Raw genomic sequence first — 25532 nt, forward strand, 5'->3', positions numbered from 1 at the left:
GTTCTATACAAAGTGAGAGATGTTTTCGAGATATATATATACCTATATGCGCATTTATCGTGATGTTTATGACATTTGTTGTTCAAATCATATCCAGATACGTATTTAAGTTTCCGCTTACATGGGCATATGAGGTCACTGTCATTGGGTTTTCATGGACGGTTATACTGGGCGCTTGCTATGCAATGCGTCAAAGAAACCATGTGAAATTTACCTTGATTTATGACATGCTCAGTCCCAAAATGGCAGCACTCACAAGACTTGCGGGTAATGTCATCATATTCGTTACGTTTCTTTTGTTGATTCAACCATCAATGGAGTACGTAAGCTTTATGGGATTCCAATCAACATCGGTATTTAAAATTAAATTGAGCTGGATTTTCTCAGTGTTTGTGTACTTTGTCGTTTCAATTATTGGATACACACTTAGTGAAATTTGGGAAGATATTATGATCTTAGTGGATAGACAACCAGCTATACAAGAAAGTAGTGAGTATTAATGAATATTGCATTGTGGGCCACTTTTGTGGTTTTCGTTCTCATATTTCTATTACGTATGCCGATTTCCCTAGGTATGATTTCAGCAGGCTGTGTGTACTTTCTCATGAAAGGCACGGATTTAACATCAGTGGCAAATCACGTGATGAATACCTACTACTCCAATTACGTAATCATTGCAGTACCGTTATTTATTTTTACAGCTAATGTCATGAACTCTGGTCGTGTGACAGAAATGATATTTAAATTTGCCAATGGACTGGCAAATGGAAGACGAGGGGCACTTGGACATGTGAATGTCATTGCCTCATTAATTTTTTCTGGCATGACAGGATCAGCCATTGCAGATGCATCTGGACTCGGGAAAATGGAGATAGATGCAATGAAAAAAGCGGGTTATGACGATGAGTTTTCATGCGCTATAACAGCAGCATCAGCGACAGTTGGTCCAATATTCCCACCGAGTATTCCCCTGGTTATGTACGCCATGCTTTCGGGCGCATCAGTTGGGGCACTTTTCCTCGGAGGGATGGTTCCAGCAGCCTTAATTTGTTTTGGTCTCATGGCATATGTGACAGTGGTCTCTAAAGTGAGAGACTATCCGCGTGAGAAGAAAATGAAAATGCGTGAATTTATTCAGTTCACAATCCAGGCATTACCAGCCCTATTAACACCGGTTATTTTGCTAATGGGTATATACACAGGCGTTATGACGCCAACAGAAGCGGGGGCTGTGGCAGGTATTTATGCTATGGTTGTTTCGCTGATTGCCTATAAGGCTCTTGACTTAAAAGGTCTTATGGAAATTGTAAAAAACACAATTGTAGACACAGGCTCTGTCAGTTTAATGATTGGCGCAGCAGCTGTGCTTTCGTATATTGTTGCCCGTGAACAACTGGCAACAGACTTGGGAAATTTGGTTCTAGGCTTTACAGATAGCAAGTATGTTTTCTTGCTGATGGTCAATGTCATCATACTCATTCTGGGAATGTTCATTGATACATCAACGATTCAATTGGTATTTGTACCAATTATGATTCCTGTAGCCAAGGCTTTTGGGATTGATCTTATTCATTTTGGTCTTGTGGTGACACTGAACATGATGATTGGTCTTTCAACGCCACCGTTTGGAATGCTTTTATTTATAACAGCCGGTATATCGAACACCTCCCTCAAGGGGGTTATGAGAGAGATCGCTTGGCCAATTGTGGCTATGCTTGCTGTTCTAGCATTAATAACCTTTGTTCCAGAAGTGGTCCTATATTTCCCAAAACGATTCGGTTTAATGTAATAAAGTGAGGAAAAAAATGAATATAGAATATAAAGGTGTTTGGCCGACCGTGATTGCTGCCTTTGATACAGAGGGCCATTTGGATATTGAAGCCAATAAATCGATTACAGAATATTTGATCAATAAGGGCAGTGATGGCTTGTTTGCTGTTTGCCAGTCCAGTGAAATGTTTTTTTTAACTCTAGATGAAAAAGTGGCTCTGGCACAATCCGTTGTAGAAACTGCAGATGGACGCGTTCCAGTGATCGCATCAGGACACACTTCTGACACTATTGAAAAACAGATCGAAGAGCTGAAAGCCGTTTCAGAGACTGGTGTAGATGCCGTGGTCCTTGTGAGCAATAGACTTGCAGCAGAAGGTGAGGGGACTGATGTTTTCCTTAAAAACCTTCAGATAATACTTGAAGCCATGCCTGATGTGAATTTTGGCATTTATGAATGTCCCTATCCATACCGCAGGCTTCTTAGCAGTGAAGAGCTTAAGTGGTGCGCAGATTCTGGAAGAATCGTTTTTCTAAAAGATGTGAGTTGTGACACCGCGACCGAAAAAGAACGAGCTAAAATCGTAAAAAATTCTGATTTGAAGCTCTTCAATGCCAATACGGAAACCCTTATGGACTCACTAGAATTTGGCTATCATGGCTACAATGGGGTTATGGGAAATTTCCACATAGACATCTATAAATGGTTGTTTGAAAACCACAGGTCTGCGCCTGAAAAAGCCAGAAAAGTACAAGCATCATTAACCCACCAGAGTGAGATCGAAAAGTTTGCATATCCTGTGAACGCCAAAAAGCACATGATGGCTCATGGTGTAAAAATGACACCTGTTTCAAGACGCCTAAGCGCAGATAGCTTTGACGATGAAGCTAAAAACCGCCTAGAAACATTGCTTGAGTGGGAAAGAAACACCCGTGAAATGTTGAACATTTAAAGGAGATTCGTATGTTAAAAGGCATTCCTAATATTATTTCTCCGGACCTGCTTAAAACACTTCATGAAATGGGACACGGAGACACTTTGGTGATTGCAGACGGTAATTTTCCTGCTGCGTCCTGTGCAAAAAAACTTATTAGACTTGACGGTCACAGTGTCACAGATGTCTTAGAGGCGGTGCTTACCTTAATGCCACTTGATAAAACACCCCATACAGATCTAGTTGTTATGGACACTGGAACGGACAAAGTACCTGAAATATGGCGTGAGTTTGAAAAACATGCAGACCAACTGACAAAGTTGGAAAGGCAAGCCTTTTACAAAGCCGCCCAAAATGCATATTGCATCGTATCGACATCAGAGAAAGCCTTATTTGCGAATGTTCTTTTAACAAAAGGTGTATTGTAAAAGAGGTATATTATGCAATTTAAAGACTTAGTGAAAGAATCTATGCTCGTAGAACGTGATGCAATCACTGAACTTATAGAAAGCAGTGCAAACGACTATGAAAAACTTTGTGAAGCCCTACTTGACTGCCAAGGAAAAATAATATTCATTGGTGTCGGAAAATCTGGGCATATAGGAAAAAAACTCGCGGCAACTTTTTCAAGCACAGGTTCAGCCAGTTTCTTCATTCATGCCACAGAAGCCGTCCATGGAGATTTGGGTATGATCCACAAAAACGATATCGTCATTCTTATTTCAAACAGTGGGTCAACTCAAGAGGTCCTAAGCACACTACCAACCTTAAAAAATATTGGTTGTTTAACGGTGGCCCTGACTGCAGGCGCAGATTCGAACCTAGCTCGTGAGTGTGATTATAAGCTGGTTTATCCTAAAACCAATGAAGCCGACCATTTAAATCTTGCTCCAACAGCTTCTTCCACAATGGCCTTGGTTCTTGGAGACGCTATTGCCTGCGCCCTTTCAAAAGCCAAGTCTTTCGAGAAGGAGGACTTTCATCTTTATCATCCAGCGGGAGCACTGGGGAAGAAGCTGAAAGAGGTGACAGTAAAATGAAAAAAATAGCTGTCGTCGGATCATTTGTCATGGATCAAATAGCAAAGGTTGATAAGTTTCCTAGCCCAGGTGAGACCATTATTGGGACCACCATAAAAAATTTTCCAGGGGGCAAGGGAGCCAATCAGGCTGTTGCAAGTGCTCGACTAGGTGCTTGTGTGAAAATGTTTGGAAAAGTGGGAAACGATGCAAATGGAAAGACTTTCTTAGATTTGTTTGAGCAAGAAGGTATAGATGTGTCGTCTGTTACAAGAGACGAACAAACCCCTACAGGAATGGGGCTGATTCAAATCAATAGAGATGCAGAAAATAAGATTGTGGTTATTCCCGGAGCCAACCACAGTTACACAATGGAGAACCTCCAGAGTGATATGGAGGCTATAACGGCATCTGATCTTGTTGTCACACAACTGGAACTTCAAAATAAAATCACCTTTGAACTGATAAAAAAATGTTCAGAGAAGAAGGTGCCCATAATTTTGAATCCAGCTCCAGCTGTACACATACCAGATGAGATTCTAAGGCATGTGACTTACTTAACGCCCAATGAAACAGAACTGGAAATACTAAGTGGTATGAAGGTAGACAGTGAAGAAAAGTTGAAAGAGGCCATAAAAAAACTCTTAAAACTGGGAGTGAAAAATGTTATTGCCACCCTTGGTAAAAATGGTGCTGTGATTGGAAACGCAGATGGGTTTGACTTTATAAAGGGCTACTCTGTGCGTCCGCTTGATACGGTGGCGGCGGGAGATTCCTTCAATGGAGCCCTAGCGACTTGCATCGTAAGTGGTATGGATTTAAAAGCATCCGTGAAATATGCCAATGCTGTAGGCGGTATCACAGTCACAAGAGAGGGCGCTATTCCATCCCTGCCCCTTAAGGAAGAAGTTGAGATGTTTTTGCAAAGCTAAAAAATATAATCTAAGAGCCTGTAGATAAGTAGATGACAGAATAATATATCCGTCTAATGACCGTATTTTATACGTGACTTGGACGGATATTTTTATTTGAGCGACTTGCAAAATATCATTCAAGCACCCTTGCTATCCCATATATAGAATTGTTGATTCTTAAATCTATATATATGGGATAGCAAGGGTATAAATCTGTAATTTTGCAAGCGCCTGATTTAATGTCTGCTTTTGTTTATCCACTGCTTAAAAAGACCTCATGAGGTTTGAATCCTTTTAGGCACAATTTTTCTTGTTTTTAAATCCTCTGTTTTCCTGTACAATATTAACTCAGAAGGAAATGACACTTTCAGAAACCGCATCAACATGATAGCATCATAGGGAAGACAAGATATTTAGGGTTGAATAGAATAAAGACATTACAGTGAACCGATTGTAGGAAAACGACTGTAGTGAATTGAGTCTAAAAGAGTAAATACAAGTGCAAGTATGCCATCCAAATAAAATGGAAATATAGAGGACAATAAAATGAAAGTAAAAAAGAAATCCACATCAAAAAAAAGTGGTCGATCAAACACAAATAAAGGCAAAGGTTCACCAAAAAAGAAAACTTCAGGACCAACAAAGGTACAGGATAAAAAACATTCAAAACGCGGAAAATCCACAAAGCCATCACTTGATCAAGGACCAGTAAAATGTATTGACCTCAATGCTGAGGGCAAGGGGCTTGTAAAAATCGGAGGCAAGCTACATGAAGTGCCAAACCTGCTTAAAGGTGAAGAAGCCACGCTTAATAAGTTTAGACATAAAAACGGTGTTTCTTTCGAGGTGGGGCAAATTGTGAAGCCATCAAAAGTAAGAGTCAAGGCACCCTGTCCCTACTATGAAAAATGTGGAGGGTGTCATTTACAGCATATGAGTCTTGACGGCCAAAAGGCATTTAAAGAAAAACAAGTCCTCGATTTAATGAAGGGCATGGCCAAAGTGGGGCCTATAGAGTCAATGGATCATCCCTATGGCTATAGAAACAAAAGCCACATCACCTTTGGTTATGATGGCAAGGGTCAAAGCATATCTGGCATTTACGCGGAAAAAAGCCATAGAATCATTGAAATGGACAGGTGTCTCGTTCATCACGAAAAGGCTGATGCAATTGCTGTAACAATAAAGGACATGCTTAAATCATTTAAACTTCAGCCTTATGATGAAGATTCCCAAAGAGGTTTTTTAAGACATATTCTTATCCGCAGAGGGCACGTGTCAGGGGAGATTATGGTTGTGCTTGTTGTGAGTGGTCCAGTCTTTCCATCAAAGAAAAACTTTGTAAAGGCCCTTAAAAAAGCGCATCCCGAAATAACAACAATTCTTATGAACGTGAATAACAGAAGAACAAGCATGGTTCTGGGAGACAAAGAAAGCGTTCTTTATGGAAAGGGTTTTATCACGGACACCCTTTGTGGTCTCGATTTCAAAATATCAGCCAAGTCCTTTTATCAAATTAATTCTGTTCAGACAGAAAAACTTTATAATAAAGCCTTAGAATATGCCCAGCTAACAGGGAAAGAAAAAGTCATTGATGCCTACTGTGGCATTGGGACCATTGGTCTGATTGCGGCTAAGAATGCCAAAGACGTTATTGGCATAGAAGTGAATAAAGATGCCGTAAAAGATGCTATTAACAACGCCAAGCAAAATGGTATAAAAAATGCCAGATTCCACCAAGGTGATGCAGGTGCCTTTATGGTTGACATGGCAAGGCGTGGTGAAAAGGCTGACGTGGTCTTTATGGATCCGCCGCGTTCTGGCAGTGATGAAGCTTTCCTGTCAAGTTTGGTCAAACTTAAGCCAAAGAGGATTGTATATGTTTCGTGTAATCCAGAAACACAGGCAAGAGACTTTAAATATCTTCTTAAAAATGGCTATAAGGTCAAAAAAATTCAGCCTGTAGATATGTTTCCTCAGACCCATCATGTGGAGACTGTGGCTGAACTAGAACTCATATAAGTATGATGGCACCTCATCAATGAAGTATTATATACGGTTAAATTAGACCAGAGAAAGAGGCAATAAATGCAAGGCACAATAAGAGATAACATAAAACCAGGTACAAAGGTTAAAGTCGTACAAAAGAAAGACCAAAGAACCGGCCAGCTCACAGAAGGCACCGTTCAAAGGCTGTTAACAAAGTCAGCCAACCATCCCCACGGTATAAAAGTCATGCTTGAAAGTGGTATTGTTGGTCGTGTCAAAGAAATTCTTTAAGCTATAGGCAGGCACATTTTTCTATAGAAGAATTTAAGAGGAATTTAGAGAGAATTTAAGAAGAATTTAGGAAGAATTTAGGAAGAATTCAAAAAGATTTTAAAAAGTATTTAAGAAGTGTTTAATGTGGAATCAATCGGTTTATTTTGATTAGATCTGTCTTTTTTAAATCGGGTCTATTGGGTGATGTTTGTAATATTTACAGTAGAGTCCTATTCTAAGCCTGACCAAAGTGAGGTGTGGCGAGAAAATTATGGTTTACAAGCCTTTATATCCTGTGTATAATACAGATTAATCAAAAGACCAATGAATTAAACTTAAAATGAATGATGTGAAACCGCTGATTAAGAAGAGTAGGCATAAGCGTAGAATTTTTAGAGAGCTATTGATGGTGAAAATATAGCAATTCGACCTATGGTGAATGGACTTATGAGGGCAATGCGAAAGCTTAGGCAAGTAGTATTGACGGAAATCCTAACCGTTATGATGGAAGCGTATGTTGGTACGTGACATTCATTTAGGTGGCTAAACAGAGTATAACTTCTGTCCTTTTTGGGACAGGAGTTTTTTGTTTTTTGTAAAAACAAACTACAAATATGAGTGGATCATACTTGTAATACGTAGGTCACGACACATAATAGCGAAGTTAAAAATGAATTTTTTATTCAGAATTGTTCATGGGGCTTGGCTTGGCCGTGCTCGAAGCCTATTTACAAGTTGATCATTTAAATATTAAAAGGAGTTGATGCTATGGAAGATGGTTGGTGGTGCGTATGTAGAGCTTTATAGGATAAATAAAAAGGAGAAATACAATGGAAATTCAAAAGAAAACACAAAATCAAACTACAAAGAAAAGAATACTAACAGGGGACAGAACCACAGGTAGACTCCATTTGGGACACTATGTTGGAAGTTTAGAAAATAGAGTGAAACTGCAAAATGACTATGACACCTTTATTATATTAGCTGATGTTCAGGCCCTGACCACACACTTTGAAAGGCCAGAACTGATTCGAGAAAGCATTTATGATGTGGCCATAGACAACTTGTCTGTCGGGCTTGATCCAGACAAGATAACCATGTTCTTGCAGTCGAAAATCAAGGCCATTGCAGAGTTGACAGTCTTTTACTCTATGATCGTATCTGTCAATGCTCTAAGACATAATCCGACAATCAAAACAGAGGCAAAACAGTATGGTTACAATGATCTAAGTTATGGTTTTCTAGGTTACCCAGTCAGCCAGGCGGCAGATATAACATTTTGTGGGGCCGACCTTGTACCAGTGGGAGAGGACCAACTGCCCCATATAGAGCAGTCTAGAAAAATTGTTCGCAGGTTTAACAGTCTCTATGGTCATGAGGGAGATGTGCTCAAGGTGCCTCAAGCTATGGTTAGCGCCACACCTCGCCTTGTTGGGCTTGATGGAAAAGCGAAAATGGGTAAAAGTCTTGGCAACGGTATATTTCTATCAGACTCAAGGGAAGACGTCCTGACCAAGGTAAAATCCGCTGTAACAGATAAAAATAGAATCAGTATCAAAGACAAGGGCAATCCAGATGTGTGCACTGTCAGCAAATATCATAAGGCTTTTAATGAAAAGGATTATGACAACATATGCGAAATGTGCAGAAATGCAGACATTGGGTGTTTTGCATGTAAAAAGCTACTGGCAGAAAAACTCAACACACTGATGGAACCATTCAGAGAAAAAAGAGCCTATTATGAAGCGCGCAAAAATGAAGTCAAAGACATTATTCATGCCGGCAGTGAAAAGGCCAATAAAATTGGCGATAAAACAGTTGAAGCGGTGAAAAAATCCATGCAAGTTTATTTGTAGCTTGTGCTTTCCTGACATGTATTATCAAATGACCTAAAAGTGTGTGTGAAAGTCATGTAAAAAGGTTTTTATCTGGGGTCTGATGTTATACAATGGTTACTGTTGCTGGTCTAATACAACGCAACAAGCGAACATTTTCATAATGTATTGAGCGACTTGCAAAATACCATTCAAGAATCAAGAATTCTATATTAGATATAGCGAGAGCCTATATTTTTCATTTAGCAAGCGCTTGTATGAAGAATTTTTTTAACAAAATCGTAATTAACTAAAAAATTCACAAATAGTATACAAAAATGATGTATAATATTCGCTGTAAAGAACAATGGACATTAAACGGATGAGCACCAAATTAGTAAAGGTATTAAAAGATAATATGTGAGAATGGAAAGGACAAGTGTATGAGCATTTCTAAAGTAACGGATGGCATATATAAGCTGACAACAAATGTTGAAGATGTGCTGTTTGAAGGCTTGTGGGATATACCAGATGGCGTTTCACTGAACTCATTTGTGGTTAAAGGTGAAAAAACGGCTCTAATTGACGGATTTTGTGGATGGGACGGCGTTCCTGAAACATTTTTTAAGATGCTAGATGATATGGATGTGAGCATTGAAACAATTGATTACATCATCATCAATCATATGGAACCAGATCACTCAGGTTGGATTGAAAACATTCAAAAGCTTAAAAGCGATGTAAAAATTATTTGTAGCCGTGCAGCAAGTGGTATGCTTGATGCATTCTATGGTCATGTTGACAATGTTCATGTTGTCAAGCACGGTGAAACCCTAGATCTTGGAAATGGTCACGTTCTAGAGTTTGTTGCGGCGCCAGGGGTTCACTGGCCAGACACAATCTTTACCTTTGATCAAAAAACAGGGACCCTTTTCTCTTGTGATGCATTTGGATCATATGGAAAAGTGGAAGCAAATGGTTATGATGATGAACTAGATCAAAAAGCCATTGACTTCTATGAAAGAGAAGCCCTAAGATATTATGCCAATATCGTGGCGGCCTTCTCAAAAATGGTTGTTAATGCCCTAAAGAAGACCGAGCACCTGGATATTAAAATTATCGCACCAGGCCACGGAATTGTTTGGAGAAAAAATCCTCTAAAAATTGTAGAAGACTATGTGCGTTATGCGTCATATCAAGAAGGACCTGCTAAAGAAAAAGTAACACTGCTGTGGGGCAGTATGTACGGTATGACAAAAGCAGGTGTTGATAAGGCTGTTGAAACCTTAGAAAAGTCGGGCATTGAATATGATGTTATCAACATTATGGAAACTTCATGGGGCTTTATACTGGGTTCCGTTTGGGAATCAACAGGTGTGGTTCTAGCCATGCCAACCTATGAGAACAAAATGTTCCCAACAATGGCAGCTGCTCTTGAAGAAATCGGCAAGAAAACGGCCAAAAACAGACTGGCTTTCCGCCTTGGCTCCTTCGGATGGGCTGGGGGTGCAGAAAAAGAACTGACTAAGATTATGGAAGACACGAAACTTGGATGGGACTTTATCCCGAGTGTAGAGTTTAAAGGGTCTGCAAAGCCAGAAGATCTTGAATCTATTGAGAAGAGTGTCTTAGAATTGGTTGAGAAAGTAAAAGCAAAGCATACTGTTGAGTGTGAAGTTCAAGAATCAGCTGTATAGATAGAAGTCTTCCCCTAGGATTTCATGGGGGCGTATACCAAAACATAAATTTTTAAAGCACGGTGAGAGGCAAAGGCCTTTTACCGTGCTTTTTTTTCGTCCTGATCGCGCTTGAAAATCGGGGTAAAAAGCTGGGATTATCAAACGAGAAAACTTAATATATTAAACTTATAAAAAAGTATTGCTATTTTATTCTAGAGGATTTATAATTCATCTAGCAAAAATAATTCACGCTGAAGTCAGCGATACTTTAGGACCTTCCAGGGTCAAAATATGAAAGGTTGTGGTAATAAAAAATGAAAAATACAAACCAATTCGCAACACCATTATTTGACGCTCTTGTTGAGTATGTGAATAATGACACTGTTCCTTTTCATGTTCCAGGACATAAAAAAGGAAATGGGATGGCAAAGTGCTTTCGTGATTTTGTTGGTATGAATGTTTTGTCAATGGATGTGACTGTCTTTAAAAGTGTGGACAGCTTACACAACCCAAAGGGCCCTATTTTAAAAGCGCAAGAGCTTGCTGCAGATGCGTACGGGGCCGATCAGAGCTTTTTCTGTGTTCATGGCACATCGGGTGCCATTCAAGTTATGATTATGAGTGTTGTTGGATTGGGCGATAAGATTATCGTGCCTAGAAATGTACACAAATCAGTTGCTGCGGGCATTATACTGAGTGGATCAGAGCCTGTTTACATGCAACCTGAAATAGATGAAAGTATTGGTGTGGCGCTTAATGTTACACCTCAAACAGTGGAAGCGGCTCTTGCGGAAAACCCAGATGCCAAGGCTGTTCTTATTATTAACCCAACTTACTATGGTGTGTCAGCTGATATTGCTGAAATTGCAGATATAGTACACCGGTATAACATTCCACTTATTGTGGATGAAGCCCATGGTCCCCATCTTAAGTTCCATAATGAACTTCCGATTTCAGCTATGGAAGCGGGGGCCGACATGTGTGCCCAGAGCACTCATAAGTTAATTGGTGCAATGACACAGGGGTCAATCCTCCATGTGAAGAAGGACCGTGTGGATATAAAACGTGTAAAGACAATGATGAATATGATGCACACCACAAGTCCATCCTACATTCTAATGGCATCTCTTGATACAGCTAGAATGCAGATGGCAACAGAAGGGGAAGACCTGCTGACTAGGGCAATCGAACTGTCTCACGACCTAAGAAGAGACATCAACGACCTACCAGGCCTCTACTCTTTTGGAAAAGAAGTGCTTTTAAAAGAAGGTGCTTTTGATTTTGACCCGACAAAAATCACAATCAATTGTCGTGGACTGGGCATATCTGGTTATACTCTTGAAAGAATCCTAGCAGATGAGTTCATGATTCAAGTGGAAATGTCAGATCTTTATAACATCTTGGCTGTTCTTACAATTGGAGATGATGAAGTTTCTACGGGTAAGCTTCTTGGTGCCCTGAAAGAAATCAGTGAAAGATATGGGGAAGTGGAGTATATTGAAAGCATATTGAATGTGCCAAGTATTCCTCCGCGGGTTTTATCTCCACGGGATGCCCTTTACAGCAAAACGAGATCAGTTGCCCTAGAGGAGAGTATTGGTGCTATTAGTGCTGAAATGGTTATGGCATACCCTCCTGGGATTCCTATACTATGCCAGGGAGAAATTATTTCCGAGGAAATTGTTCAGTACATTAAAATGCTAAAAATGTCTGGTCTTGACGTCCAGGGCACAGAAGATACAGATGTCAATAACATCCGCATCATTGATGAGCAAAGAAGTTATCAGTTTATGCCAACGGCATAAAAGTAGGTTTTAGATAAAGCACCAAAGGAAAGGACCATCAGTTTGAATGATTTGAGTCTAGAAGAGTTTGGGATTGTTAGAAAAGCAATACTTCACGTTGTATGTGAACTTTTCGATTCTGAACGCCTAAGTACTATGGATGAGCAAAGAAAACTTAACGAGATAAAACTAAGTGATGAGGAAGTCGCTTTGGTCTCAACCGTTGTAGAGGATGAGTTCGATATTATTTTACCTATCCAGTTCCTCGACCGTGTGACTTCCTTATACGATATCATACACTTTGTGCAAAGATCTGTTTGCTCCAGTCGTTAAGAATAGGAAAATAGGAATAACTTTTGAAAAGAGGCATGATTATGACAAGAGGCATACGCTATGAAAACTTTGCGTTAAACACGCTTCAACTCATTGAACTGGATGAAAACATTCGAATTAGAAATGGTATTATTGAAATGCTTGCTGGACAAATGGATTGTAACCAGGCAAATATCACTGGTCAAACACTTATATTTGCTGAGCTGGGCATAAGTGAAAGGGCCATTGACAAACTCATTATCGGAATAAAGGATGCCTATGGTGTTATGATTTTCAAAAGAGACTTTCGGAGTTTTATGACAGTCAATGACTTGATATCATTTGTTAGAGAAAAGTATAGAGGAAAATTATAATCAAATGATAAGAAATAAAATAACAAAAAACAAATATGAGTAAATAAAGCAAAGACAAGTCCTGTATCAACTGGACCTGTCTTTTTTATTTAAAAGTTGACGCGCGTCTATTGCTTTTATAAGCCACCGGATTAAAGTTTTATACGTTGGCCTTCTTCATTGCTTTTGAATGCCGCCTCGATGATTCTAATGGTTTCAAGAGCGTCCTGTGGTGAAACTGGCACTGGTTTTCCAGAAACAATGGCTTGGTAGAGGTCGAGATAGAACTGCGGATAGCAGCCAGCTTGACTTGTAACCTTACAAGGGGCATGTCCATCAAGTATCAAATCTCCGTAAAGGTCACTTCCTTCCTCTCCCCAGCCACTGTCATTTATATTTTTTCCTGAGCGCAGGGCCTCTTCTTGAACATCAAGACCATACTTTACGAAAGATCCACTCTTGCCAAGGAGTAAAAACTTAGGAAGTTTGGCGTTTACAAGAGCGCCGGCTGTCAATGACACCTTTAAATCTGGGTAGTAGAGGATAATTTCAAAATTGTCATCAACAATGCCTTTTCTTTGCTTGCGGATATCGGCAAAAACCATATCTGGTTTTCCAAACAGGCTTAAAGACTGGTCAATAAGGTGAGACCCCAAGTCATAGACGATGCCTGACCCAGGTAGGGGCTTTTCCTTCCAAGTTTCCGACTTAACAATGGGACGAAAGCGATTAAAAGAACTGTGGTATTCTACAAGGTCTCCAAGATCACCGCTTTCAATGATTTTTTTTACGGTTAAGAAATCACTGTCGTACCGGCGGTTGTGGTAAGTTGTTAAGAGTTGATCGGTCGTCCTCGAAATTTCAATAAGTTCTTGGGCCTCTTTTGAAGAAACGGCAAAAGGTTTTTCTATAAGAACATGTTTGCCACTTGTCATAGCCTGCTTTGCGTATTCAAAGTGGCTTGTATTTGGGCTTGAAATAACCACAAGCTCTATATCCTTGTCAGAAAAAATATCTTCTGCAGACGCAACCACCTTGGCCTGTGGGTGTTCTTTGTTGACGAGCTGTGCCTTGTCATGATCAGTTGTAACAACTGTCTTAACGACATATTGAGAAAGGGACTTTAGAATTGCGCCATGAAAAAAACGACCAGAAAGTCCGTATCCAATAATGCCAACGTGAATTTTACGCATAATGCCTCCTGTATCCTATAGGGGCTTGCCGGTTTAGGGCAAGTTTATTAACAGATGAAAGAAAAATATAAATTGATTCTATTATAGTATTAAATTTAGCATATAAGACCGCCTCACGACAAATTAAAGGGGATATTGTATTCTGATATTAATTGTACTAAAATAGTGATATATTCACGGCGTGTCGACCATCTCACAAAAATAATGATATGGCTCCTTGAGCATTCATATGCCACGTGGGCTGTGAATTTTATTAGGTTAAGTCAACATAAGGTATAAATAGGGTAAAATATAGGTGCTTGTAAAATTTCTTGGATTGTCTCATGACCACACCATTAAATTCTACAAGTCTTTCAATGAACAATACTCAATACTAAAGGAGAAAGAACAAATGTTATTATTACACTACCCATCATGAACAAGCAGTCGTAAGGCCAAGGCTTGGCTGGATGAAAACGAAATTGCTTATGATTTAAGGCTCATTCACAAGGATAATCCCAAAGCGGATGAAGTGAAAAAGTGGATGGCGCAAACAGGTTTAGACCTTAAAAAATTCTTCAACACAAACGGAAAGATGTACAAGGAAGCCAACCTCAAAGAGCGCTGGGATAGCTTAAGTGAAGAGGAACTTCTAGAAATTTTAGAAAGCGACTGGCTCTTTCATAAAAGACCCGTTCTTGTCGGAGAAGATTTTGGACTGACTGGATTCAAAATTAAAGAATGGGAAGAAAAGTTTAATAAATAGTTTTTACAAACCCTCAAAATTGAACAAATAAGTATAAAAGCTCTTGATGCAAAGACATACCTTGCTCAAGGGCTTTTTCTCATTACATTTGAAATGTTTTACTTTCAATTTGTAAACTTTAAGATGGTCAGACTATTTTGAAGTTCTACGAATTTTGAAAAAACATCAAAAATCAGATAGAGTGATAGGTATAGACAGACCGGTAGAGATAGAAGGGGTTGTTTTATAAAGACCTCATAAAGGGTATAAAAATAAGTAAAGTGAAAAATAGGTCCATCCTCTTGGGGACCAGACAACATATAGTGGCATTTGAGCGACTGCAAAGCACTAGGCAATAGGACATCACTTAAATCTATAAATTTGCAAGCGCCTAATCTAGACAAGCATATCAAAATGAGGAGAGACGCATGTTAAATCAAAACTGGATCAAAAATGCATTTTACCAACTCGTTTCGGTACGAAGCGACAGCAACTCGGTTTATGAAACGATTATTGAAGACGCCTTGCTGAACATACTTGGTCAGCATCCATACTATCAGGAAAACCCGGATTACTATGGGGCCCATCCTCTTGTGGATGACCAACACTCCAGAGCCGTTGTGTGGAGTCTGGTCAAGGGTCTAGGAAAAAGAACCTTTGTTATGATCAACCACCACGATGCTGTGGACACTGTTGAATATGGTCACTTAGCAGAGTTGGCCTTTCGCCCGGATGATTTAAAAACTGCCCTTTTGAAAAAATCCAAAAACAAGAACATCTTGAATGATGCAAACAATGAAAAATGGATATTTGGACGAGGGACAGCAGATATGAAAGGTGGTCTTGCCAGTCAGCTGGGCGTTGTGGACATGTTCACCAAGAACAAAGACTTTGAAGGCAACATACTATTCTTATCTGTGCCAGATGAAGAGACCATTTCAAACGGAATGTTGGCAGCTGTGGAGCTCTTAAAATCCCTTCGAGAAGAGTATGATTTTGAATATGACCTAATGATCAACTCTGAACCCTATTTTAATCAGGTCAAAGACAAGGCTATCATGTTTGAGGGGTCGGTGGGTAAAATTATGCCTGTCGTCTATGTAAAGGGTGTCAAAAGCCATATTGGTGATCCCTTTGCTGGGGTCAATCCAAGTCTGATTTTATCTGAAATTCAAAAGAGAACAGAACTCAATCCATCTTTATGCGATGTTCAAGGACTGGACGCATCTCCACCACCTGTTTGGATCAATTTAAAGGATAGGAAAAAGGCTTATGACGCCTCCATTCCAGAAGCGGCCGTTGGCTATTTCAACTGGCTTACTTTTTCAAGGACGCCATCTGATGTGTTAAAAAGTATGAAAATGCTTGCAAAACATGCTCTGACAGATGTCCTATTACGCAATCAGCAGGCCTATGACACATTTTGCATGATGAACCATGAAGAATCAGACAACCTGGAATACAGTCCTGTTGTCTTAACCTTTAAGGAGCTATTCGACCAAGCCCTTGAAGAGGGCGGTGAGAAGTTTTCCAAGAACTACAAGGCTTATCTTGATGACGTAAACAGTGACTTTAAGAAAAGCCGTGTGGCCCTTCCAGAAGCGGCATTAAAGCTTATAGAGTTTGTTGCGGAGTATGTTGATTTAGAAGGTCCAGCCGTTGTTTTAGGACTATCAGGACCTTATTATCCTCATATTTCTAATGACATCATTGAGAATGGAAATAAATACGATTTACTGGACAGGGTGAACAGAATATCAGAAACAAGATTTGCCTTAAAGTATCAGTCCAACAGCTACTTTATGGGTATTTCTGACTTAAGCTATGGCGGTTTTGTCGGTGACGAGAAAGATATTCAGGTGATTTGTGACAACAGCCCGGGTTGGGATGAAATCTACCATGTTCCATTTGACGCCCTTAAAGAACTTTCTATGCCAGTGGTCAATATTGGACCATGGGGCAAAGATCTTCATAAAACCACAGAGCGGGTCTTTGGGCCAGATGTGTTTGAGCGAATTCCTCTTATTTTATATGATCTAATAAACGATATATTGGATAATGCATAATTCATCAAATAGTCTTAGAGGATAACAATTTGGGTGATTAATGACAATGTAACGGAGGCTAAGATGCCAGAGAAAGACAGTAAAGCAGGTGTGTTTAAGGATCTCATGGAAATGGACAACCATGTTTTAACCATAAGAGAAATCGAGCATATTGCAAAGTACAAAGCGGTTTTTGAACAATATGAAAGCAAATATTCGGGGAGATTATACTCAACAATATTACTGTCATTAACCCACGAATCCTATGATGAAGATAAGGCCAAGCGCTTGTGGGATGGTATTGTCAAGCATTATGAGCGTATGGAAAAAATTCTTGGTCGAAAAGTGGGGGTTGTTGTCAGTGCCCTAGACTATATGCAAAATATAACCTTTGATCTTCAAAGTCCTTGTTTAATTGAAATGGAAAAGAGCATGCTTGTTGTCAATACCACATTAAATGATGAACTGACGGGACTCTATCTGCGAGATGTTTTCGACATGGTATTGGTAAAAGAAGTGGAAACATCCATGCGGCTCAATTCTCCTCTATCCCTTCTTATGATTGATATTGATGATTTTAAAGTCGTGAATGACACATACGGACACCCAAAGGGGGATGAGGTTCTTCATGATATTGGCCGGACCATAAATGATTGTATTCGGACCATGGATTTTGCCGCCAGATATGGCGGAGAAGAACTTGCGGTTGTTATGCCAGGAACAAGTCTGGATGAAGCGGTTAACGTTGCAAAGAGAATTAGGCGGGCAATTGAGGCTCTGAAGTTTGATGACTTTGGGGTTACAGTGAGTATAGGCGTGGCACAAACCACCAACGTACTTTATACACCAAAGGCCCTTGTTGAGGCATCGGACAAGGCACTTTACGAGGCCAAAGAGACAGGAAAAAATAAGGTGGTCACTTTTTAATGAGGCCCTTATTAAAGCAAACCAGTTTAATATTAGTCTTGCAGACCTTAAAAAGAAGGTTTCAAGGCTAGAAAACGTTTTCTATTTTGATCAGACCCCTGTATAAAATTGCATAGTATGCTATAATGGCATATGTAAGTCAATTGAATACTCATGTTATTAGGTGAAGTAAATATCTGTAGTAACTAAGCTTGAGAGCATTTATATGTTTGGTCTAATCGCCCGAACGGATAGATGTAATCCTGCTGCAACATGTGAAAAGGTATTGAAAAATCTTTTTAAGAACTGGGGTCTGTATAAGTCTGAAATGGCTTATACTGAATAATCTTATATAGGTTGTTCAATGTGAGACATAAAGGTCGAAGCTTAGACACTCTAACTCTTTTAGGAGAGTTAGAGTGTTTTTTTTGTATTAAAGAGCAAAACATTCTTAGTGCCACTTACCTTATCTGCCGTCAAATCGACGCAAATATTAATCCTGGTGTTTGTAAAAAGACACATTCAAAAAGTTCGCAAACAGGACTGAAAATTTTGATTTATAAAATCATAGAAGCGGTAAGAAGACTGCAATAAAAATGTCCCCAGTGTTACTTACTGTGGTTATTGACTATGCAAAATCAATGCATATTTAACCATTTTAGGCTCATTTATAGAACCGGTTAAAAACCAGAAGGAGTGAAACATATCATGGAAGAGTCACAGTTGAAACAAGATATCATCAAAAAAGTAGAAGAAGAAGGCATTGACCTAATACGACTACAGTTTGTTGATATCTTTGGATTTGCAAAAAATGTATCAATCACATCGGAGGAACTGCCAGGTGCCCTAGATGGTCAGCTTATGTTTGATGGATCGTCGGTGGATGGTTTTGGTCGTATTGAAGAATCAGACATGTATTTGGTGCCTGACCTTAAAACTTTCCAGTCCAACTCTTGGAATCCAAAGGAAAGTGGCGTTGCCCATATTATTTGTGACGTTCATGGACCTGACGGAAAGCCATTTGAAGGCTGTCCGCGCGTCATTTTAAAAAAGGCCCTTAAAGAGGCTGATGAAATGGGATTCACCTTGAATGTTGGACCAGAAGGGGAATTTTTTCTATTCGAAAGAGATAACAATGGTAAGCCTGTCTTCAGTACCCATGACGAAGCCGGCTATTTTGATCTTTCTCCAATTGATTTGGGTGAAGAAGCCCGCCGCGATATGATTGTTGCTATGAAAAATCTAGGGTTTTCAATAGAAGCTTCCCACCATGAAGTGGCTCCTGGACAGCATGAAATAGATTTTAAGTATGATGAGGCCCTGCATACAGCCGACCAATGGATGATTTTTAAGCAAATCGTCAAGTCCATTGCCCATATACATGGTCTTTATGCATCCTTTTTGGCCAAGCCCTTCTCAGGGGAAAATGCCAATGCCATGCACTGTAATCAGTCCCTTGCAAGGAACGGGAAAAATGCCTTCTATGATTCTAAAGATGATTTAAAACTCAGTCAGACAGCAAGATATTACATAGGTGGACTTTTAAAGCACGCAAGAGGAATTGCGGCAGTCTGTAATCCAACTGTGAATTCATATAAACGCTTGGTACCGGGCTACGAAGCACCAACCAATATTGCTTGGTCTTACTGCAATAGGTCAGCCCTTATTCGAATCCCCCTAGCAGGGGCTGAGAGAACCCGGGTTGAACTGAGAACGCCAGACCCAATGGCCAATCCCTATTTGGTTTATGCGGTCATGTTAAAGGCTGGACTTGAAGGCATAAGAAATAAGATAGAACCACCAGTAGCCATAGATAAAAATGTCTATGATGCCGATGAGAATGATCTTAAGCGGTATCCAAGAGACTTGTTCGATGCACTCAAGGCCATGGAAGAGGATCCGCTCATAAAAGAAACTCTAGGTGAACACACCTTTAATATATTTATGAATGCCAAATTGAAAGAGTGGAAACGCTATGAACAAACAGTTCATGCGTGGGAAATCGAGAATTATTTTAATAATTATTAGGCGCCTAGAAGTTACAACTCAGGACTTAAGTTTATGCTTAAGGGATAAATTTATATGCTAAGCATTTGATTCAGCTTTTAAGGCAAGATGGTTCTGGTGCTTGAATTTAGGCCTTTAATATAGAGGCAACTATACTTTAAAAACAAATCAAACTAGATTAAACATATGCAGATGACAATTGCGTCAAAACATCTGGAACTATATTCGCAGGAGGACAAATTATTGAGAGACTATAAAACAATAGAAATGTGGAAAGACGTAACAAAAGAACAGTGGGATGACTGGGCTTGGCAAACAAGAAACCGCATCACGACACTGGAAGCGCTAAAGCAAGTGATCAACTTGACGCCAGAAGAAGAAGATGGTGTGAAAAAGTCACTGGAAATTCTACGCATGGGCATCACGCCATACTATGCAATGCTCATGGATAAAGATGATCCAAAGTGTCCGGTTCGTATGCAAGCTGTACCAACAATCCATGAAACACACAGAAGTGAAAACGACATGGATGACCCACTGCATGAAGACCATGATTCTCCAGTTCCGGGTCTGACACACAGATATCCAGACCGCGTTCTTATTCTTATCACAGACATGTGCTCAATGTACTGCAGACACTGTACAAGAAGACGTTTTGCAGGCGGAAAAGACGACAGCACGCCAATGGAAAGAATCGATGCGGCTATCGAATACATTAGAGGCGCAAAAGAGGTGCGTGATGTCCTGCTATCAGGTGGAGACGCCCTGCTTGTATCAGATGACAAGCTAGAATACATCATCAAGAAGCTAAGAGAAATCGAACACGTTGAAATCATTCGAATTGGTTCAAGAACGCCAGTCGTAATGCCTCAACGTATCACAGAAGATTTTGTTGGCATGCTTAAAAAGTACCACCCAATCTGGTTAAACACACACTTTAACCACTCAAAAGAAATCACGCCAGAGTCGAAAAAAGCCTGTGAAATGCTTGCGGATGCAGGTGTGCCACTGGGCAACCAGTCGGTTCTGCTACGCGGCATCAATGATTGTACCCACATCATGCGTCACCTTATGCATGACCTGGTGAAAATTAGAGTGCGCCCATACTACATCTACCAGTGTGACCTTTCAACGGGTATTGAACACTTCAGAACACCTGTGTCAAAGGGGATTGAAATCATTGAAGGTCTTCGTGGCCATACATCAGGCTATGCTGTTCCAACATTCGTTGTGGATGCTCCAGGGGGTGGCGGTAAGACACCAGTCATGCCTCAGTACGTGATTTCCCAGTCACCAGAGCGTGTGGTTCTAAGAAACTACGAGGGTGTTGTGACAACATACTCAGAACCTGCACCTTATAAGCAAGACTGTGAATGTCCTGACTGCAAGCCATCAGACGATAAAACTGGTCATGAAATCACAGGTGTCGGTGGTCTTTTAGAGGGGCATAAAGTACATCTTGAACTGGCAGATTTAAAAAGAAACGAAAGGTCAACTGGACATGAATAAGATGGGGATTGCTATGGTGAGTCATATTACACTTGGAAACATGATAAAGCTTTCATATAAAAACCAGAAAAAAGATAGGAATGAAAACTTAAAGAGCAAGATCAAGTCTATAAAATAAAATATATTATAATGTCAGTAAAAGAAAAATGTTTATATCGAATCTTCAATTGTAGAACTCACACACATGAAACTTTTGAAGGCAGATGATTATAACCGGCTCATGTAGGAACTGAAATCAAGATGAGGAATTGCATCAGATGGCAGTTTTTATGGGGCCGGTTATTCTCAGGTCAAAATATATAAACCATCTGTTTTCAAAGTCCCGCTCAGGGTAAAATATACTTTAAGCTCTTGTAAATATATATAAGTCATTCCTTCGTTCAAAATGTTGTGATGATTAAGACATGATGCTTTACAAGTTGCTCATTTAGTAGGAATAGGGAGGTTATTATGTCGAGTGAATGTTCGAGATGCACCGTCGCACCAAAGTATAATATAGAAAATTGTAGATTGTTCATTGGCATAGGGGCAGATCATTTGTATGAGAAAGTTTCAAGGCTCTTAAAAAAGACTGGGGTAAAATTTGTCCCCTATAAGCGCCATCTTACTGCAGAAATCGAAAGTCTAGAAGCCTTTGTAGAGGCCGTGGATAACACAAATGTTTTAAGTTCAGTTGAAATGAACGACATTTATATCTTGCCGGTTCAAACAGATGAAGCGCCAGACTATGGATCCTTTGTGGACTCGAGGAGTTTACAGTATTGGTCAATCCTCTATAAAAATAAAGATATTGTGGATGTCATAGAAAATGAAGGGATTAAAACCTGGTTTCAACCCATTCTCAGGGCATCAAATCTTGAGCCCTTTGGCCACGAAGCTTTATCGAGGGCTTTTACCAAATGTGGCAAACAAGTGCCGACAGAAGACCTTTTTAAGGTGAGTAAGAAACTGGACCTGCTCTATAATTTGGACAGACAGTGCAGGCTGTCCAGTATAAAAAATGCGGCAAGCTTTGATCATTTCACAGGGAAATTGTTTATAAACTTTATTCCAACGGTCATATATGACCCAACCGTATGTCTTCGCACCACCCATGCGGTGGCAGAGAAAACGAGTCTAAAGGCCCAAGATATTGTTTTTGAAGTGGTTGAAAGTGAGTTTGTCGAGGATTATAGCCATCTGGCAAAAATACTGGAGCATTATAGGAGCAAAGGCTACCAAACCGCACTTGATGATGTTGGATCGGGATTCTCCACGTATTCTAAATATGAAATTCTAAAAACGGACTATATAAAAATTGATAGAAGTGTAATAGAAAATATACAAGATTCAAAAGCCAACCAAGTCTATTTGGACCATGCCATTGACTTAAAGAAGAAAACTGGCGTTAAGGTCATTGCAGAGGGCATTGAAACCCCTGAAGAATACGAATATGTTAAAGACACTGGTGTTGATTTTGTGCAAGGCTACTACTTTGCCAAACCCAACGACAAACCCCTTTTATAAAGAGAATCGGTGATTATTCATAAAAAAATGCAAGGTATAATTCGTTACAGAAATGTCATATAAGATTAGATACTAACCGCGTGTATTTGACAATCATGATTATAAATGATATAGTGATTAGGTACGAGTTAAGAAATGAATAATCCCGTGAAGTAGATTGTAGAAGTAATTTGGATTATAAGTATGGGTACGTTGTGTTTTGACGGACTTGTATTAGTTTTCCGTTCGAATAATGAAACTACAAGCGAAAAATGTTTTAAGAACTGGGGTCTGCGCAGGTCCGACAAGGGGATGCGCTATACTATCAAGCGGTGGTATAATGTGAGTCGTAATGGCGAAACTTAGGCACTCTAACTCTTTTTTTCATAGAAAAAGAGTTAGGGTGCTTTTTTTATTGCGCGAAAACAGTAAAAGTAATTTAAAGGTAAAGTATTGGAAGGGAGTTGGTATTTTATGCCGAAGAATATGCATAAAATTATGGAAGAAAAGCTTTATAGCCGAAACTTCAAAGGATTCGGAATGGATATGAATCCGGTGGTCTCACTTGGAGCAGGTTTAATTGTATTGATATTCTCTGCATTTGCCCTATTTAATCTCGAGCAGGCAAACGCAGTTTTTGTAAGCGTAAAAAGCGCAATTGTAGGTAATTTTGACTGGTTATTCATCTTATCAAGTAATTTCTTTATTGGGGTGTCGCTATTTATAGCCTTCTCAAAACTGGGAAAGGTCCGTATTGGCGGCGTCAATTCACGACCAGAGTTTAGCAACTTTGCTTGGTACTCTATGCTTTTATCAGCGGGTATGGGCATTGGTCTTATGTTCTGGGCAGTTGGTGAACCGCTGTATCATAGTGAATTCTTACCACCCATCTTTTCAAGTCAAGACGCAATGACACAATCACTTGCGACGACTTTCTTCCACTGGGGATTCCATCCATGGGGGATATACGCACTGATTTCATTGGCACTGGCATTCTTTGCTTACAATAAGAAGTTGCCGCTGTCATTACGTTCCGTATTCTATCCGCTTCTAAAAGATAAAATTTTTGGTTTCTGGGGCGATCTTATTGATATTCTAGCCGTGGTAGCATGTCTATTCGGTCTTGCAACATCACTTGGTCTAGGCGTTCAGCAGATCAACAGTGGTCTGACATATCTCTTTGGAATTGAATCAAGTGTAACCATGCAGGTTATGCTCATCGCAGTCATAACTGGTATTGCAACGATTAGTGTTGTTTCTGGTATTGACAAGGGTGTTAAGTTCCTTTCAGAGCTCAATATTAAAATGGCATTCATCTTCATGGTTGTTGTTTTAGTTTTAGGTCCAACAGCATTCATTCTTAAAACATTCAGTAATAGTTTAGGACTATACCTAAACGATTTTGTACAGGCATCATTCTTTATTTCAACAGGAGAAAGCACATGGCAGGCAAGTTGGTCTGTATTCTACCTTGCATGGTGGATTTCATGGTCACCATTCGTAGGTATGTTTATTGCACGTGTATCTAAGGGTCGTACGATTCGTGAATTTGTACTAGCCGTTCTGATTGTGCCTTCACTCTTATCATTCATGTGGTTATCAGTGTTTGGTGGTACGGCAATTCATATCAATCAGCTATTTGATGGTGCTTTGTTCTCAACAGTTCAAAACAACCTACCAGTTGCGCTCTTTGAAATGGTGTCATACCTTGAAAGTCCAATGCTTGAAGGTTTCATTCGTACAGGTCTTTCTATTTTAGGAACACTACTAGTTATCTCATTCTTTGTAACATCAAGTGATTCAGGGTCTTTGGTTGTTGATAATATCACATCTGGAGGTAAGCTTGATTCACCAGTGCCACAGCGTGTGTTCTGGGCATGTATGGAAGGTTTTATTGCTGCGGTTCTTCTAATTATTGGTGGTCAAGAGGCCTTATCGGCTCTACAAACAGCCGTTATTAGTACAGGACTTCCTTTTGCCATCATTCTAATACTCATGAGCTTTATGCTTATTGACAGTGTTAGAAAGTCTTACCACAAGCAAAGAGAAATTAAACAGCGTGATCACTTCGAAGAAATGATTGACGAGTTTGACATTGTGACAGAAGCAGACACAGAAGAGAGTGATGTTGCATAATGAAGGGAATAAGTCCTAAAAAAGCATTACAAAGACGTAGAAAAATGAGTCATTTTATTGATGCAGCTGATGAAATTATATCTGAGAAGGGTATAGAGTCATTGACGATTAGAGGTGTGAGTGACATCGCTGGGTACAATAGTGCCACCCTGTATGGTTATTTTTCCAGCCTGGACCACTTGATTTATTACACCTATATGAAGCACATCACTGAGTTTGATCAGTTGCTTCGTCCTGCCTTTGAAATGAGTGGGAAAGCTTCTAAATCTTTTGAAGTGACTTGGAGGCTATTTTGTAAGTTTGCTTTTGAAAACCCAAATGTTATTTATACATTTATGTTTTCACCTTATTCCAAGAATTTTAGCGAAATACTTGAGGACTATAAGCAAATCTATAGCAGTGATTTCAAAAGTAGTTTGGGAGAAGGCAATGAACTCCTTTTTAAGGACTCAATCTTTGATGTTGTCCTTGTGAAACTCCAACTTTTTGAAAAGGGATTGAATATCAGCGAGGCGGAAATTGACGAAATGAACAGTTTTATTCAAACTTATTTTCAAGGCCAGCTGGTAAGACGAATGACATTTGAATCAGACTTAGACATTGAAACATATATGGAACGAATGGTTCGTTTCGTAGATCAGATTGTCTGGTCATATACAGCAAAAAAGAAAGCGTAAAAGGAGGG

General features: G+C 39.7%; 22 protein-coding genes and 1 pseudogene. 22 read left to right on the top strand and 1 reads right to left on the bottom strand.

Features of this window, described 5'->3' with window-relative positions; all coding sequences use genetic code 11:
* Nucleotides 1-62: 62 nt before the first annotated feature.
* The 13 genes from ACQ4KW_RS04065 to ACQ4KW_RS04125 all read left to right on the top strand — a co-directional run bounded on the left by ACQ4KW_RS04065 (nt 63) and on the right by ACQ4KW_RS04125 (nt 12863).
* The gene (locus tag ACQ4KW_RS04065) at nt 63-500 is read left to right on the top strand and encodes a TRAP transporter small permease (protein WP_430886538.1); all 438 of its coding nucleotides are present in this window, start codon (nt 63-65) and stop codon (nt 498-500) included.
* Entirely contained in the window at nt 500-1789 is a 1290-nt protein-coding gene (locus ACQ4KW_RS04070) for a TRAP transporter large permease (protein WP_430885258.1), read from the top strand. Before ACQ4KW_RS04065 ends, ACQ4KW_RS04070 begins: the two co-directional genes overlap by 1 nt.
* 16 nt (nt 1790-1805) lie before the next feature.
* Nucleotides 1806-2723, top strand: a complete 918-nt coding sequence (locus ACQ4KW_RS04075) for a dihydrodipicolinate synthase family protein (RefSeq protein ID WP_430885259.1) — start codon at nt 1806-1808, stop codon at nt 2721-2723.
* Between the two features lie 11 nt (nt 2724-2734).
* Nucleotides 2735-3133: an RbsD/FucU family protein gene (locus tag ACQ4KW_RS04080; RefSeq protein ID WP_430885260.1), complete on the top strand. Its 399-nt coding sequence runs from the start codon at nt 2735-2737 to the stop codon at nt 3131-3133.
* A gap of 12 nt (nt 3134-3145) precedes the next feature.
* Nucleotides 3146-3745, top strand: coding sequence for a KpsF/GutQ family sugar-phosphate isomerase (locus tag ACQ4KW_RS04085; RefSeq protein WP_430885261.1), 600 nt, complete (start codon nt 3146-3148; stop codon nt 3743-3745).
* Nucleotides 3742-4656: a ribokinase gene (gene rbsK, locus ACQ4KW_RS04090; protein WP_430885262.1), complete on the top strand. Its 915-nt coding sequence runs from the start codon at nt 3742-3744 to the stop codon at nt 4654-4656. Before ACQ4KW_RS04085 ends, rbsK begins: the two co-directional genes overlap by 4 nt.
* A 528-nt stretch (nt 4657-5184) precedes the next feature.
* Complete coding sequence (gene rlmD, locus ACQ4KW_RS04095; RefSeq protein WP_430885263.1) at nt 5185-6660, top strand: 23S rRNA (uracil(1939)-C(5))-methyltransferase RlmD; 1476 nt, start codon at nt 5185-5187, stop codon at nt 6658-6660.
* Nucleotides 6661-6726: 66 nt separating this feature from the next.
* On the top strand, nt 6727-6918 hold the full coding sequence (locus ACQ4KW_RS04100) for a YwbE family protein (RefSeq protein WP_430885264.1): 192 nt from the start codon (nt 6727-6729) through the stop codon (nt 6916-6918).
* 812 nt (nt 6919-7730) lie between these two features.
* Entirely contained in the window at nt 7731-8756 is a 1026-nt protein-coding gene (gene trpS, locus ACQ4KW_RS04105; protein WP_430885265.1) for a tryptophan--tRNA ligase, read from the top strand.
* A gap of 401 nt (nt 8757-9157) precedes the next feature.
* Nucleotides 9158-10411, top strand: coding sequence for an FprA family A-type flavoprotein (locus ACQ4KW_RS04110; RefSeq protein ID WP_430885266.1), 1254 nt, complete (start codon nt 9158-9160; stop codon nt 10409-10411).
* Nucleotides 10412-10707: 296 nt separating this feature from the next.
* The gene (locus ACQ4KW_RS04115; RefSeq protein WP_430885267.1) at nt 10708-12198 is read left to right on the top strand and encodes an aminotransferase class I/II-fold pyridoxal phosphate-dependent enzyme; all 1491 of its coding nucleotides are present in this window, start codon (nt 10708-10710) and stop codon (nt 12196-12198) included.
* A gap of 42 nt (nt 12199-12240) precedes the next feature.
* Nucleotides 12241-12510, top strand: a complete 270-nt coding sequence (locus ACQ4KW_RS04120) for a hypothetical protein (protein ID WP_430885268.1) — start codon at nt 12241-12243, stop codon at nt 12508-12510.
* 41 nt (nt 12511-12551) lie between these two features.
* Nucleotides 12552-12863: an acyl carrier protein gene (locus ACQ4KW_RS04125; RefSeq protein WP_430885269.1), complete on the top strand. Its 312-nt coding sequence runs from the start codon at nt 12552-12554 to the stop codon at nt 12861-12863.
* 131 nt (nt 12864-12994) lie between these two features.
* On the opposite strand, the gene ACQ4KW_RS04130 is transcribed toward ACQ4KW_RS04125, so the two are convergent.
* Entirely contained in the window at nt 12995-14035 is a 1041-nt protein-coding gene (locus tag ACQ4KW_RS04130) for a Gfo/Idh/MocA family oxidoreductase (RefSeq protein ID WP_430885270.1), read from the bottom strand.
* A gap of 433 nt (nt 14036-14468) precedes the next feature.
* Between ACQ4KW_RS04130 and ACQ4KW_RS04135 the strand changes: the two are divergent.
* The 9 genes and pseudogenes from ACQ4KW_RS04135 to ACQ4KW_RS04175 form a co-directional block, all read left to right on the top strand.
* A pseudogene (locus tag ACQ4KW_RS04135) lies at nt 14469-14780 on the top strand (ArsC/Spx/MgsR family protein); the annotation flags it as partial.
* A 407-nt stretch (nt 14781-15187) separates the two neighbouring features.
* Complete coding sequence (locus ACQ4KW_RS04140) at nt 15188-16825, top strand: M20/M25/M40 family metallo-hydrolase (protein WP_430885271.1); 1638 nt, start codon at nt 15188-15190, stop codon at nt 16823-16825.
* A gap of 63 nt (nt 16826-16888) precedes the next feature.
* Nucleotides 16889-17731, top strand: coding sequence for a GGDEF domain-containing protein (locus ACQ4KW_RS04145; RefSeq protein WP_430885272.1), 843 nt, complete (start codon nt 16889-16891; stop codon nt 17729-17731).
* 675 nt (nt 17732-18406) lie between these two features.
* Nucleotides 18407-19738: a type I glutamate--ammonia ligase gene (gene glnA, locus ACQ4KW_RS04150; protein WP_430885273.1), complete on the top strand. Its 1332-nt coding sequence runs from the start codon at nt 18407-18409 to the stop codon at nt 19736-19738.
* Nucleotides 19739-19960: 222 nt separating this feature from the next.
* Nucleotides 19961-21226, top strand: coding sequence for a lysine 2,3-aminomutase (gene ablA / locus ACQ4KW_RS04155; RefSeq protein WP_430885274.1), 1266 nt, complete (start codon nt 19961-19963; stop codon nt 21224-21226).
* Nucleotides 21219-21344, top strand: a complete 126-nt coding sequence (locus tag ACQ4KW_RS04160; protein WP_430885275.1) for a hypothetical protein — start codon at nt 21219-21221, stop codon at nt 21342-21344. The genes ablA and ACQ4KW_RS04160 overlap by 8 nt, the downstream gene beginning before the upstream one ends.
* Nucleotides 21345-21676: 332 nt before the next feature.
* On the top strand, nt 21677-22732 hold the full coding sequence (locus tag ACQ4KW_RS04165) for an EAL domain-containing protein (RefSeq protein WP_430885276.1): 1056 nt from the start codon (nt 21677-21679) through the stop codon (nt 22730-22732).
* A gap of 453 nt (nt 22733-23185) precedes the next feature.
* Complete coding sequence (locus ACQ4KW_RS04170) at nt 23186-24847, top strand: BCCT family transporter (protein ID WP_430885277.1); 1662 nt, start codon at nt 23186-23188, stop codon at nt 24845-24847.
* Nucleotides 24847-25524: a TetR/AcrR family transcriptional regulator gene (locus ACQ4KW_RS04175; RefSeq protein WP_430885278.1), complete on the top strand. Its 678-nt coding sequence runs from the start codon at nt 24847-24849 to the stop codon at nt 25522-25524. Before ACQ4KW_RS04170 ends, ACQ4KW_RS04175 begins: the two co-directional genes overlap by 1 nt.
* The last annotated feature ends 8 nt before the right edge of the window (nt 25525-25532 follow it).

The organism is Tianxiuia mixotrophica (assembly GCF_050596425.1).
Classification (GTDB): domain Bacteria; phylum Bacillota; class Clostridia; order Peptostreptococcales; family Acidaminobacteraceae.